Source organism: uncultured Shewanella sp., assembly GCF_947495455.1.
In the GTDB taxonomy this organism is placed as follows: domain Bacteria; phylum Pseudomonadota; class Gammaproteobacteria; order Enterobacterales; family Shewanellaceae; genus Shewanella.
This window is the reverse complement of sequence record NZ_CANLZC010000128.1, coordinates 1-14,039: the sequence shown is the minus strand read 5'-3', so window position 1 is coordinate 14,039 and position 14,039 is coordinate 1. Positions and strand designations below refer to the sequence as shown.

Annotated in this window: 14 protein-coding genes; 2 read left to right on the top strand and 12 right to left on the bottom strand. The window is 42.1% G+C overall.

The genetic code is table 11. The features are described from left to right. Positions 1 to 65: 65 nt before the first annotated feature. A complete protein-coding gene (locus Q0791_RS22180) occupies positions 66 to 188 on the bottom strand; it encodes a hypothetical protein (RefSeq protein ID WP_299011321.1) in 123 nt (40 codons plus the stop codon). A 665-nt stretch (positions 189 to 853) separates the two neighbouring features. Here Q0791_RS22180 and Q0791_RS22175 point away from each other — a divergent pair. After that, the gene (locus Q0791_RS22175) at positions 854 to 2,347 is read left to right on the top strand and encodes a hypothetical protein (RefSeq protein WP_299011320.1); all 1,494 of its coding nucleotides are present in this window, start codon (positions 854 to 856) and stop codon (positions 2,345 to 2,347) included. Between the two features lie 151 nt (positions 2,348 to 2,498). Here the strand turns inward: Q0791_RS22175 and Q0791_RS22170 are convergent, their stop codons facing one another. From Q0791_RS22170 to Q0791_RS22145, 6 genes are all read right to left on the bottom strand, one after another. Beyond that, positions 2,499 to 3,035: a hypothetical protein gene (locus Q0791_RS22170; RefSeq protein ID WP_299011319.1), complete on the bottom strand. Its 537-nt coding sequence runs from the start codon at positions 3,033 to 3,035 to the stop codon at positions 2,499 to 2,501. 145 nt (positions 3,036 to 3,180) lie between these two features. Then, positions 3,181 to 3,600 (bottom strand): hypothetical protein, encoded by a 420-nt coding sequence (locus Q0791_RS22165; protein WP_299011318.1) that lies wholly within the window; start codon positions 3,598 to 3,600, stop codon positions 3,181 to 3,183. Positions 3,601 to 3,825: 225 nt separating this feature from the next. Further along, positions 3,826 to 3,948 (bottom strand): hypothetical protein, encoded by a 123-nt coding sequence (locus tag Q0791_RS22160; protein ID WP_299011317.1) that lies wholly within the window; start codon positions 3,946 to 3,948, stop codon positions 3,826 to 3,828. Between the two features lie 116 nt (positions 3,949 to 4,064). Beyond that, positions 4,065 to 4,607, bottom strand: coding sequence for a hypothetical protein (locus tag Q0791_RS22155; RefSeq protein WP_299011315.1), 543 nt, complete (start codon positions 4,605 to 4,607; stop codon positions 4,065 to 4,067). A gap of 89 nt (positions 4,608 to 4,696) precedes the next feature. Then, positions 4,697 to 5,128 (bottom strand): hypothetical protein, encoded by a 432-nt coding sequence (locus tag Q0791_RS22150; RefSeq protein ID WP_299011313.1) that lies wholly within the window; start codon positions 5,126 to 5,128, stop codon positions 4,697 to 4,699. Positions 5,129 to 5,194: 66 nt separating this feature from the next. Beyond that, positions 5,195 to 6,625 (bottom strand): hypothetical protein, encoded by a 1,431-nt coding sequence (locus tag Q0791_RS22145; protein ID WP_299011311.1) that lies wholly within the window; start codon positions 6,623 to 6,625, stop codon positions 5,195 to 5,197. 36 nt (positions 6,626 to 6,661) lie between these two features. Here Q0791_RS22145 and Q0791_RS22140 point away from each other — a divergent pair, with 36 nt between their 5' ends. Then, positions 6,662 to 6,850: a hypothetical protein gene (locus Q0791_RS22140; RefSeq protein WP_299011309.1), complete on the top strand. Its 189-nt coding sequence runs from the start codon at positions 6,662 to 6,664 to the stop codon at positions 6,848 to 6,850. 51 nt (positions 6,851 to 6,901) lie between these two features. On the opposite strand, the gene Q0791_RS22135 is transcribed toward Q0791_RS22140, so the two are convergent. From Q0791_RS22135 to Q0791_RS22115, 5 genes are all read right to left on the bottom strand, one after another. Further along, positions 6,902 to 8,014: a hypothetical protein gene (locus tag Q0791_RS22135; RefSeq protein ID WP_299011308.1), complete on the bottom strand. Its 1,113-nt coding sequence runs from the start codon at positions 8,012 to 8,014 to the stop codon at positions 6,902 to 6,904. A gap of 43 nt (positions 8,015 to 8,057) precedes the next feature. After that, positions 8,058 to 11,492 (bottom strand): hypothetical protein, encoded by a 3,435-nt coding sequence (locus tag Q0791_RS22130; protein ID WP_299011306.1) that lies wholly within the window; start codon positions 11,490 to 11,492, stop codon positions 8,058 to 8,060. A 231-nt stretch (positions 11,493 to 11,723) separates the two neighbouring features. After that, entirely contained in the window at positions 11,724 to 12,230 is a 507-nt protein-coding gene (locus tag Q0791_RS22125) for a hypothetical protein (protein ID WP_299011304.1), read from the bottom strand. Between the two features lie 85 nt (positions 12,231 to 12,315). Beyond that, entirely contained in the window at positions 12,316 to 12,690 is a 375-nt protein-coding gene (locus tag Q0791_RS22120) for a hypothetical protein (protein ID WP_299011302.1), read from the bottom strand. A gap of 87 nt (positions 12,691 to 12,777) precedes the next feature. Next, on the bottom strand, positions 12,778 to 13,920 hold the full coding sequence (locus Q0791_RS22115; RefSeq protein WP_299011300.1) for a hypothetical protein: 1,143 nt from the start codon (positions 13,918 to 13,920) through the stop codon (positions 12,778 to 12,780). Between the last annotated feature and the right edge of the window lie 119 nt (positions 13,921 to 14,039).

The following is a 14,039-nucleotide window of genomic DNA, read 5'->3' as shown; positions in this document are numbered from 1 at the left end:
TTGCAGCTAAAGCCTGGGTCTCACATTACCCGAAACTGGGAATAATTTGTAATTATGTGGGTTTATTATCCATACAAATTGCTTAAAACAGAAAAGTCGCTACGGGAAGACCAAGCACGAGTGCCACAATCGATAGTGACGACTTCAAACCGATCGCCTGGTAAGGAATGGGTAATTTGTGGTTCCATTGATAACTTCCTGTTTAAGACATGACATTAGCTCAAAACCAATGCCCTTAACTTCATGTTTTTATGTTATGTATTTTATGTTTACTATTGTATGTTTAATAAAGAATGAATGATTTGTCTTTACCACACCTCCCTGTGCTTGTACTTGCTTTGTCACTAACTTATCCATTAGAAATGAGCAAAAATTGACGTCAAAGCTAAAAAACGCTGGATAACTATAGCGACCACTTCAACATAAAACTGAAATGCATTTTTTAAATTTTTTTCGGCCTTTAATCCGCATACATTTACAACAAGTCTCAAGTAAAGCTTTCAATCCGATCAAACATGGCATAAGCGTGCTTTTTCATTTGCTGCCTACTCATATCACACCAATAACACTCTATGCGCTAGCCCATGACCTTAGTTTACATTTTACGATCTAATTAATCGTCTATGGCCAACCACACTTGAAGCAAATGAAACCCTATATCGATATATTCAAAGTTATCAAGAATAAACCACTAATATTATTCAATAATGCCCTTATTTTGCTACCTAGTGAAACTAAATCACCCTATCATTTCAAATGATGGCAATTCGATTAAACCCGACTATATTTTAAGAAAAGAGACAAACAAATAGCTTAAATCTATCCCCATAATGTGAACAATTAAGGCATGTAAATGAAACTTTTGTACGTAAAAACCTTCGCTTATATCAGCATTCTATCTATTTTAAGTGCCTGTAATGAAAGTGAAAATCAAGGTTACGTGCAAACTCAATTATCATTACAAGAGTCCGCAATAATGCCAGGAAAACTGGAATTTCATGCCAGTGACTCCACCACTCATGATGGAAGTGAATTAACCTCAATCACTTTTACTGTTACCGATCTCACCTCAAATGAAATTGTATATGGTCCGGTTACTTTAACCGAAAACCTTGATGATCATTTAATTGACATCTTTCCCCATAATAGTGATGCTCAGTTCACCTCACTCACATCAGATTACTTGGTATCAGCCACAGCTAAAAACAGTTCTGGAGATCAACATACCGATAAAGCAATGATTAGCTTAAATGCAGCACTGATGTTAATTTCACATCACAATAAAAACGAAAATGACGATGATTTCGATCAAGACGGTGACGATGACGGCGTTGCGGTCTGCGGCTACACGGAGGATTTAACCAGCACTGATACTGAATATGGACGTGTAACTTGCACTATGGACTCATCAGTTTCAAGCTTTTCTGGAAGCGATATGTTTGACAGTATTAAAACCTATATGGAAAACGAAGGATTCACTGACATTAGTTACGATTCAAGTTCAACGCCTGTTTGGCTTTTTATGTGGGGAGCGGCAGGAAGTTCTGGAGTGTCAGGCCAAAGCTATCATTCAACGCTGTCTTCTGGTGGAAAAGTAGGATACGATTTAACTTCTAATGACTCTGGAGGCGAAGGTGGCGAAGGTGGCTTTGCACAAATGATAGTCACAGCCGAAGATATGGAAAGCACATTGTATTACTATTTAGGTACAACAAGCGGTAATGACAATGCATATGCTGGTGTAGGAGGTTCATCAAGCCTCTTAGTGAGCGCTGATCCTACAAGCGATGCCTCTGATGATGAAATATCTTACTACCTTATTGCTGGCGGTGGAGGCGGAGGTGGATCAGGTTATTACAGTAGTGATGGCTCGACAAGTTATAACGGAGGGGCGGGAGGAAGTGGCGGAATAGCCATTTCAGATACTCAAGATGCCTCCTCTGAAGACGGAAACCAAGGTAGTAGTATAGATGACGGTTCTACAACCGATGCTGGTGGCTATGGTGGCTCCTCAGGCACTGGAGGAACGGGCGCATATTCAGGTGGAGATGGCTTTGGAGGCTATGCTAAAAGCCAATGTATAGATGATGCCTATTGGATAAATGATGATTCAGCCGTCTTTGATGACGGCTATGGCGCTCAAGAAAACGATGATTGTAGCGGCGGAGGTGGTGGCGGTGGCTATGGTGGCGGTGGTAGTGGTAGCGACTATAGTGGTGGCGGTGGAGGTGCAAGCTATGCTGCAGCAAGCACTCAAAATAATGACGAAGCAACAACCAGCGACACGGCAAGTACTAATTCAAACTCTACAGGTAGTTTTTATATGGTCATTAACCCTGAGGGCTAAGTCTGATATTCGGCATCACAACGACAACCCTCCTTTTAAACAGTGAATGATGTGGCGTGATCTGACTGAGAGTCGACACCAGCTTGTTATCTTGATAAATATCCAAGCTCAGACAAAGTTTGCTCTCAGAAAGTTTACCCTGATCCCGCTTTTATTCTTCACCTTTGGCGAGGCGTTCGATGCGTTGACGCATTTCCATGGCTTTGACTTGGATTTCATCGTGGGTCATGTCACGCCAATAGCGCTCGGGGCGGCCAGTTTGTTTGTCATGCTCACGGGTGACAGGCTCTTTTTGCCTGTGCATTTCTAAAAATGGCATGTCAGGCAGAGGACGGCTAATGTCCATGTAGCACTGAATGAAATCCCAAAAGGCCATGGCATCGCCGTGAGAGGAGACATTCACCATATTATGTGAGCCAAAACTTAAACGGCGAGAATCCTTGTGCATCATGATCATATTCCAGCCCGCGCCTGTGCCCGTTCTCAGCTGGTACACATAAGGGACAAATTCGCTGAAGGGCTTAGAGATAGTGCGACGCTTAATGCCCGTTAAAGGAATATATTTCCAGCGAGTCAACATGCCTGTGCGGCGATTAAATTCAAAATCCCGCACTAAAGTGCCAAACATAATTTTAGTAATCGCCAGTGGCAATTTAGTTAAGCCAATCAGTACACTCGCAATAAGCATAGGCAATAGACCAAAATAAATAACAAACTCCTTTGAGCCTTTCAGTCTTTCAGTCTTTCAGTCTTTCAGTCTTTCAGTCTTTCAGTCTTTCAGTCTTTCAGTCTTTCAGGATCAGGGTAATCCAGAAACATTCCAAATAATCCACCTAAAACCATACAGCCCCCCCTATCAGAGTGATATAGCCACCTAAAGTGCAAATCGTGGCAAAAAATTCTCGCGTGCTTTTAACCATACAAATTTTTTCATGATCGAAACGAAAGGGAATTTCATCTTCTTCTGGAGTGGAATCGGCGTGCGCTAATTCATAGCCGTCATTCAAATAGCCATCAGGAATGACATTACGAATATCATTTACCGCCAGCTCAAACATACCTGAAAAAGTATGCTTTTTATTATGAGGCTGTTGCTTCCACATCTCACTACCTTTTTCTTTTGAAAAGAATGCCGTATTGGCATAGCTATTGACATGAGAGTCTCGTGCCGAGAGCTGTGGCTCATTCCTGCCCTCAACATTACCTCTACCGTTAGCATTAGAACCAGCGGGTACGCTTGTGGCTTTAGTCATAACTGTCTCTTATTAATTGCTAACACTTCAAAAAGCAGCAGTATCCGATGTTGAAAAAAGAACAAATATTTTTGCATTTAGCACTTTTTTGCAGCTCAAAGGAATTCACTCTTTCTTCAATACCTCGGCCATAACAACACAGTATTGCCTAAAAAGACAATACTGCATCGCTAAATCAAAAGAGCTTAAATTTTTGAGACTTTAAATCATAAAAAATAAAGCCAACTAAAACCCAAATCGAGCATATTCAGTATGAAACTCATCAATATAAATCACTGGGGTCATGTTACTGATAAATTCATCGGCAGCGAGTCTAGCTTGTTGCTTTTCTGCTTCTGTAATTGTCAATTCTGCTTTTTTCTAATCATATAATCCACTCTATCCATGATATTTTTAGCTGGAACAAGCTCATTTTCAATTACAGCAAATTGATAAGCAGTCAAAAGTTTACACTGACCCCACTTTTATTCTTCGCCTTTGGCGAGGCGTTCGATGCGTTGGCGCATTTCCATGGCTTTGACTTGGATTTCATCGTGGGTCATATCACGCCAGTAGCGCTCGGGGCGGCCAGTTTGTTTGTCATGCTCACGAGTGACAGGGTCTTTTTGTCTATGCATCTCTAAAAACGGCATATCAGGCAAAGGGCGGCTGATGTCCATGTAGCACTGAATACAATCCCAAAAGGCCATGGCATCGCCGTGAGAGGAGACATTCACCATATTATGTGAACCAAAGCTTAAGCGGCGAGAGTCCTTGTGCATCATGATCATATTCCAACCCGCGCCTGTGCCTGCGCCCGTTCTTAGCTGGTACACATAAGGCACAAACTCACTGAAAGGTTTAGAGATAGTGCGGCGCTTAATACCCGTTAGGGGGATATATTTCCAGCGGGTCAACATGCCCGTGCGGCGGTTAAACTCAAAATCCCGCACTAAGGTGCCAAACATCATTTTAGTGATAGCCAGTGGCAGTTTAGTTAAGCCGATCAGCACACTCGCAATGAACATAGGCAGTAGACCAAAATAAATAACAAAATCCTTTGAGCCTTTCAGTCTTTCAGTCTTTCAGTCTTTCAGTCTTTCAGTCTTTCAGTCTTTCAGTCTTTCAGTCTTTCAGGATCAGGGTAATCCAGAAACATTCCAAATAATCCACCTAAAACCATACAGCCCCCCCCTATCAGAGTAATATAACCGCCCAGAGTACAAATGATAGAGAAAAAATCTCGCGTACCTTTGACTGTACAAATTTGTTCATGATCGAAGCGAAAAGGGATCTCCGCTTGCTCAGCTTCATCCACGGGAGAATGAATAATCTCATGGGTATTATTTAAATAACCATCGGGAATGACATTACGAATATCATTTACCGCCAGCTCAAACATACCCGAAAAAGTATGCTTTTTATTATGAGGCTGTTGCTTCCACATCTCGCTGCTATAAGCTGTGCTAGCATAATACTCTCGTGCAGACACCGTTTTCCCTGATTGCTGCTTGAGCTGTGATTCGATATTTTCCACTTTATCCATCATTATCTCTTAGTTATTGTTTTATTTATATTATTCAGTGAAATGACCTAATTATCAATCCCATCACCTTTAAGCCCACTCTTTATAGAGCCAAAAGGCTTGTTCTTGATTGCCAAAATTTGGAGTGTAATCAGCGTTGCTAAACACGCTGGTATCTTCAACTTTAGGAGCGGGGAAAACCCAAGCATCATCATTGCTCTTTTGTGCGATCAATTGCAGCTTGAGTTGTAATTGATAATTAATAATGGCATCTTTCTTCACCCCGTTGATACGCTGCTTTTCAAGGCCTCCTACTGGTTTATGCAGCAGAATATCAAGGCCTAGCGCCGTTTCCTGATAGACAGGAGTGAAATTCGCCACTTCCTCTCTCATTGCAGGAATATATTGGGACTTAGGCCCTAAAGGTAATTTAGTCTCTTTAATCAGGCGCACTTGCAAGCGATAATCATTGGGCTTAAACCAGTTAGGAAAGTGGGCCTTGACGCTAATGCGGCGATTAGGCTGATCCACTTGGTGGGCGCTTATACCTTGCTCCTGCAATAGCGGCTGCAACTGGCTAAGGTCGTGATCCGATAGCTGAGTCAGTTCCAATTGCGGCTGATTTAAATAACTCACTAAACGATAATAGGCCTCATTGGGTTGATGTAAATGCCCATAGAGGCTTTTATTAGGCTCTAACCCCAATGGGCCATTGATGAGCAACATCTCCACATCATCTTTGCTGAGCCAGACAGCGAGGCCTGCGGCAATGCCACCAATGACAAACAATACCCAAAAGACAGGCATAGCAAGACCAACACTAAATGCACCCGCAATCAAAGCACCTGTAGAACCTGCTGCACACAGGGCCGCCACACCGTTGGCGATAGCGCTGTCTTTATTACCACGATTCCATTCGTGCATCATGTCAGCAATATAGACGCCAACTGTGAGCACGCCTGATATCACGCCTAGTGCATAAGAAGCGGACACTCGGCGAGCCATACTCAGTGCAATACGATTGAGTAAAGTACCTGTTCGAGTATTAGCCAACAAGAATGCTCTCCCTGTTGGAATGGCATCAGCTGCTAACATGCGCGTCAGTCTATTTTTTTGATTAATCAGAGCCAGCACTTGTTCAAAAGTTAGTAATGTATCTAAACCAGCACCAACCAATGAAGCTAAATCTCTATTTTGTCTCGCCCCGTCTTTTCCATCCTGATAAACCTCTATTGCCCCTTGCAAATTCCATAGCTCAAGCAGCAACAAGCCAGGCATGATCTTTTGCAGGCCAGATTCAAGCTTGCCCGCCACTTGCATGTCTTTGATTGTTTTATGCTGAGACACTCTTGCCACATCAGAGTCCGCTGGGGCGGTAAAGATGATCAGCGGCTGCCTTGACGGGTGAGCATTAGCGGCAAGATTGCTTTTGCTTATCAAGGTTTGTTTATGATTAGCCGCCGCTAATTTATCGGCGCTTTCGCCTATGCCATCCACTTTGACGTTATTGAGCTTCTTCACCCCTTTACTGCTGGACGCAATACCAAAGTCTTGCCCATGAAATTGAGCACCTACCAGTACATGACCGTCTGGAATGTCGCCAGAGATAAAGTGCTAGATGTAAATCAAGAGTGCAAAAGCATCAGCACTCAGTACCTTTTTGTCACTCAAAGGGATTCACTCTTTCTTCAATACCTCGGCCATAACAACGCAGCATTGCCTAAAAAGACAATACTGCATCGCTAAATAAAAAGAGATTAAATTCACATTCGCTACATCATAAAAAAATGAAGCCAACTAAAACCCAAATCGAGCATGTTGTGGATGTAATTCATCGATATAAATCACTGGGGTCATTTGACTCATAAACTCATCGGCGGCGAGTCTGGCTTGTTGCTTTTCTGCTTCTGTAATTGTCAGTTCTGCTTTTTTTCTAATCATATAGTCCACTCTATCCATGATATTTTTAGCTGGAACAAGCTCATTTTCAATTAAAGCAAATTGATAAGCAGTTACAATTGGTTTCCTATAATTATCATTGGCACGTTTCACACTCACATTTTCTACAGCCCATATCGCATTTGTCGAACCTAATTGAGCCGCTTTTATCGAATAAGTATATGCTGTCTCATCGCCTATAAAATCAATGTAGTAATCATATAAATGCTCCATCGCTGGCACAAAGTTATTATTCGCCGCCAATTTCAACAACTCTACTAAGGCTTGTTTTTTCTCCTGAGTCAATGACTTATAATTACCAAGGCGTTTTAGGTTATCGACTAAGGGAATGTAATACCCATTATTAGCCGCTTGAGTGACTAAATCGATATTGCGTTGATAATCGTCTTTAGATCGTGGATTTTTTATCACATTCACATAATACTGCGCCTTGACATCCCCTTGCTCGGCACGCGCTTTGAGTAAAACTTCACCTTTTTCCACCCATTCCTCGCTGCAGCGGTAACCTAAGTAACGTTTACAGTCTGTTGTACCCGGCGTTAATCGTAATGCCGCATAAGGGTTGCCTAACTCTGCCGCCTTAACAAATAAGTCTGCCGCTTCAACGGTAGCATACACACTAGACCCTAAAATCGTCTCAGCATACCAGTACATGGCATCAATATCGCCAGCTTCCATCAAAGGTTTTAGCTTTTGCTCGGCAATGCCATAGCGGCCCCGTTGCAACGCCAACACGCCTTCAAAAAGTGAATTATCGGGGGTGATTTGACTAGAGGCGTAGACATTAGGGTTAGGCTCACTGACTTTAGCTTTCTTCAATAATTCCAAATAACCTAGAGCATTATTGTCACTGCGAAGCTTTTCTGCCTCATTAGGCAACAGAAAATACACTAAGGTCATTAGCGCCAGCAATAAAATTACCCCTATTATTTTTAAGGTCTTTTTAATCATGTTTTATTATTATTCCTATATTCACTCTTAATTGCTTGCCTTGTTATATTTCAAACATATAAGGCTGAGCTTGATGTTGTTTAATTTTTTGCTTTACCATGTCCACTTCTGTTTTCTGCTCTTCCGTTAACGCGGGGCCAGCGTAATAAGCCAAGAAACATGTCTTATTTGTTTTAAAAGCCGTACCATCGTTACGCTGATGACTTAATTGTTGATAGCTAAAGGCTCGCATGTTTTGACAAAGAGACTCCATCGCATTATTAAACTCAAATATCACTTGTTCTTTTAAATTTATGTTATTACCAGCATGCAATTTCACAAACTCAGCCAATTGCAACCAGTTCACCATAAAGCGTTGCCATTTATCCTGATAGTTCACCCCATAAGCACCAGTATTACGACCCATGCGATACAGAGTTTTTTCAAATTGGCTGCACTTGTTTTGCTTTTGTTTCTCATCACTGGATTTCACTGGAGAGATCCACGCCAGAATTTGTAATACCGCCTCTAATTGCGCTTTATTATCATGATCCGTTTGATATGACGGTTTATTAGCTTCTTTCGTTGATAGCGGCGTCATGTTTTTAAGGCTTTCCCAAGAAATACTCATGCTTTCAGCTAGTGTGTACTCTTGTGCGTTAATTAAACAAGTGAGTAACGGCGCTAAAGTTTCTGGCGGTAAATTTTGTATCCAAGCCTTAGTCACTTGCAAGCTATCGCGGTCGATGATGTTTTTAGCAATAACAGGCGCATATTCCTCTTCCATCACTGTCTTTTTATAATCAGCCAACACCTCAAAAGGCAGTAACATCACATCGGCATAGCTTAAACCTAAGGATACGGCCAAGGTTAAGCCCTGATTCAACTGCTCAAAGGTATCACCATCACTACCTTTATTCCCCTTTTCATCACCCCTTTCATCACCTAAGAGGTGTAAATATTTAAAGTTGCTATTATTGAGCAAGTTTAATAGGCTGCCGATAAAAGCATCAATATTATAAGGGTTTAATGCAACGGCAATTTTACCGCCGACGCCGTGGCCGCAGACGAGTTTTGCCGCGGTGACCAGCACTAACTTGCCTTTGTCATAGATCAGCTTAATGGCCAGATCGCCCCCATAACCTAAGCTCGCAGAGGCTTGAGCAGTAATGCTGCCCAAAGACGCTAAGGTATTAGTATTGGCACTCATTTGCTGCTTAACGGCTGTGCTCGCCACTTTATGGCTTGAGGGTGGCCGCCAAAAGACTTCGCCTTTAAGGCTGCCTCCAGCCTCGACACCCACAAAGGCATTAACACCGATCCCCACTTGACCCGCACCCTGCAATACACTGCCCCCCTCTAGAATATTGCGCTGTGATATATTGGGATCATTCACTTTATAGGCGCGTCCTTTGACGCCAATTTCATCATTGTCTGATGACGGGCCTACTTCTATGGCACCACTGAGCTTAACGCTGGCCGCCGCCATGCCATAAACGCTAGCGCTGATCTTCATGCACATGTCGCCCGCGTAATATTGCTGCGCCTCGTTGGTTTGAGTCACATAATCCAATACTAAGGGATATCCTGTGACTTTGGCTTTTTGTGGATCTTTTTCCTTGGCTAAGCCGTTATTGACTGTTGCTAAAGGCAGCCAAGCCTCAAAGCTTAGCTGAGCACTTAAAAGGTTTAAGCCCAACTTCACCTCAGCCCCCGTGGAAAAAGCTTTATCCACGCTCAGATCACTGAGATCACTGATTTTATCGGCAGGCACGCCGACATTGGCCGTGGTTTCAGAGGTGTAACGTAAAAACTGGGCTTGAGCGTTGGCGATATAACCTGAGTTACCGTCTTGACCCATTCCGCTCTCGTAATGGTATTGATCTTGCCATAGCGCTCCCTCATGCTTGAACATCACCTGAGCGATACTCATGCCCAAGGTTGCCTCAGAGCCTTTTTTCACTTCTTCCATCAGCCCAGCAAAGGTGGTCGCGCCCCCTTGAGGGCCATTACCGTTGGGCGCAGGCACTTGAGTAGTGATCACTTTAACGTGTTTAAGGGCCAGCACACTCATAGGATCGCTTGCCCCTGATGAAGGCTTGGGCATGTACCACCAAGGGCCACGTAAATAACAGGCCTTACCTTCTTCTGATAATAAAAAGCACTCCACCGGCTGCACATCGGCCAAGCCTGCCTTATTAATAAACTTTCCCAGTTTTTTGGGCTGAGTTTGCCACTTGTCTTCATTCCACAACAGAGTATAGCTAGGCAACGGGGTATGAAATTGAGACAAATATAACACGTTAGCCGCGGCTTCTTTGGCTGTAGTCTGCGCTTTTTGCTTTAAAAACTCGATACGCGCCAAAGCGACTTTTTTAACCCAAAGGATTTTTTTAAAGTAATCGGGCATAGTCACGCCGCGCTCACCCAATAAGCCTTTAAGGGCATTCAAGTCTTTTTTAAGCGTACGATCAATAAGCGCCAACAAAGCTTTAGTAGGGTAATAGGCCCACTGCACACTGTATTGGCTTTTTTGGGTCAACAAAGATTGAATTCTGGCTTGTTCGCTTACCTTAGGATCCAGCTTATCGCCGCCCACTCCCGCATAAAGAGCTGTGACTTGCTCAAAGGTCAGCTCATCCGCCGCGCCAAACCAGCCTGCTTCACGCCAACCGGATTTGAGTCCTTTGGGCATATAATGGGCTTCATTCTCTCCTTCTAGCTGCGCCAAAGACAAGCACTGCTCTTTAACTACAAAACCAAAGCTATTCACCTTTTTAAGCACTGCCTTGAAATAAATCTCACTGGCATTGGTCGCTTTTTTGTACATATCAGCATGCCAAATGGAAGTCAGGCTACTTAACGCTTCGCTATGGCTTCTTTTAATATAATCATCATCTGTATTGGATAAATTTTTGCGTCTTTTTATTAAATAGTTAATAGAATCAGCAATATTTTTTTGCCGCTCACTGGTAAAAAAGTTCTGCTTTTTATCATAAACAAAATGCGTATTGTCATCCGTTTTAAATTTCTTCGCCTGACTTTCAGCTATTTTTTGCAACCCAATGATTTCTTTTTGTAAAAATTGAGTCAGCTCTTGGCACACCCTATCTTTGGCTTGTTTTTCTAACTCATATTTTGCCGCCGTTGTCCAACGAGACAATTCTTCATCTGAAATGGGCCAATAAGGTTTAGCAAGGCAATCGAGTCTAGGTTTAATATAACGCTCAATTTTATTCGAATAAGCAAAACCAAAAGCCATGGCTTTATCATTGAGGGACTTTTCATCGAGTTTATTATTGGTATTCAACTTCAACTCTGTATGAAAAAAGAACATGGCTAGATATTGATCTCTTTGCGTTGGTGGCAAAAAGGCCTCATGGGGCAATGTTTGAAACTTAGACAATAAGCCTAAGTTATTTAAGTTTTGCAGGGTTTGATCATTATCCTCAGTGACAGCGCTGGCCATTAGCGCTTGTTCTTCTTTGACTTTATTCAAGGCTTCTTGCCTTCTTGGTTCTTGAAGAAATGCATACCAGACTTTTTTACCCGTCTGCGGGTGGGCTGGCACATAGAGAATATAAGTCTCGACGCTAAGATCAAGACTTATGATTTATTAACACACGATGAATACTCGGTAGAAGGTTTAAATACAAAAGAAATTCAATATTCGAGCCCTCAAAAGTTTACACTGACCCCACTTTTACCACTTTTACCACTTTTACCACTTTTATTCTTCACCCGCAGCAAGACGGGAGATACAGTTACTCATATCAAATGCTTTTTGTTGCATATCAGCTGCACTCATATCCCTCCAATAGCGCTCAGGACGGCCAGTTTGTTTATCATGCTCGCAAGTGACAGGATCTTGCTGACGATAAACTTCCAGCAAGGGACTGTCGGGCAGCGGTTGACTGATATCCATATAACATTGCAAGAAATCCCAAAACGCCATAGCATCACCCCGAGAAGTGAGATTGATCATGCCAAACGAACCAAAACGTAAGCGGCGAGAATGCTTATGAATTAAAACCATTCTCCAACCAGCTCCTGTCCCCGATCCAGTCATTAAGTGCTGTAAATAAGGCACAAATTCACTAAAGGGCTTAGAGATAGTACGGCGTTTAATGCCAGTGAGTGGGATATACTTCCAGCGAGTCACCATGCCCGTGCGGCGATTAAACTCAAAATCCCTGACTCCCCTCCCAAAAATTATTCTACGTATAAATAATGGCAATCTAGTTAACGCTAATCCGCACAGGCCTGCTAAAACAACATATACACCATAATTAAGCGTAAACTCTATTGAGCCTTTCAGCCTTTCAGCCTTTCAGCCTTTCAGGATAATCCAAAAACATTCCAAAAAGCCCCGCTAAAATAAACACTCCACCTCCAATAAGAGAAAGGTTTCCACCTAGCGTACAAATAATAGCAAAAACATCTCGGGTCCCTTTTACCATGCAGATCTTTTCATGGTTAAAGCTAAAAGGAATATGGGCCTCTTCAGGATCCATTTCCGAATGAATGATTTCATGTGTTTCATGAATATAACCACTTGGGATAACTTGCCTAATATCTCCGAAAGACATTTCAAACATTCCCGACAGTGCATGCTTTTTATTATGAGGCTGTTGCTTCCAGATCTCACTTGAGTATGCTGAGTTCGCATAATATTCTCTAGCACTCACTTTACCCATATTTATCCCTTTGAAAATGCCATCTAATTTTTATAATTAAAGTGTATTTTTAACAATTTATCATGTTGATAATTGGATGATTATTTATCAAACCCACTCCTTGAATAACCAAAAATCTTGATCTGAATTATCAAACTCACTATCAATAAAATCTTCAGTGAAGGAACCCGCAGTTTCAATATCAGGGGCTGGAAAAATCCATGACTTTTCTTGAGCACCTATAGCTATCATTTGAAGCTTTAACTGTACACGATATTGCACACTGATCACAGAACCCAATAGTCCTGCTTTTTGAATGCCACCGCTGGGTTTATGCAATAAAATATCTAAACCTTGTGATGTTGGTTGATAATAGGGAATAAAATTCGCTACTTCTTCAACTTTAACCAAATAAAATTCTCCTGTTTTATTTGACTGCTGGCGAGTTTCTTTTATCAGCCGCACACGCACTCTAAAATCATTAAGAGTAAACCAGCTGGGGAACTGGGTATTAACATTAATCTGACGATTGGGAATTTTGTCTTGACTAAAACCTGATTCTGTTAAAAAAGGTTGTAATTGCCTTAAGTCCTGATCGGATAGCTGTTTAAGCTCTAGTCTAGGCTGATTCAGATAACTCACTAAACGATAGTAAGCTTCATCAGTTTGGTGCAAGTGCCCATAACGAGCTTTATTGGGTGTTAGGCCCAAAGGTCCATTAATGAGCAGTAACTCGATATCATTGCTATCGAGCCAAACTGCAACACCAGCGGCTATTCCTCCCAATAAAAACAGTACCAAAACAACAGGCCCAGCAAAACCCATTCCAATTAACCCTAAAGCCAAGCTTCCTGTTGCAATTGATGCAAAGAAGGCCGCAACGCCATTAGCTATGGCGGCAGCGGTATCACCTTGATCCAGCTCATTAAGCATATCTTTGATATAAATATCAACAGTAATGGCTCCAGAAACAACACCTAAAGCATAACCAACTGAAATCTTCCCAACTAACTGGATACCTAGACGATTAAGTACTGTCCCCGTTTTGGTGTTTGCCATGATCCACTCTTTACCGATCGAAATAACAGGTGTTTGAATTGCACGGGTCAGTTTGTTTTGCATTTCAATAAATGCTACGAATCTCTCCAAAGCCAAAAAAGCATCTATACCTGCACCACCAAGAGATTCAAGATGGCGGCTTCCTCTTACACTATGCTTTTCAGAACTATATAACTCAGCAGCTGCTTCCAAATTCCATACTTCTAGAAAGAATAAACCGGGTGATAATTTAAGTAACCTCAGATCGGTTTAACGCATTACTGTCATCGCGTTGAATTCGGCTGATGTTATATTAAGTTGTGGCTTTCTCT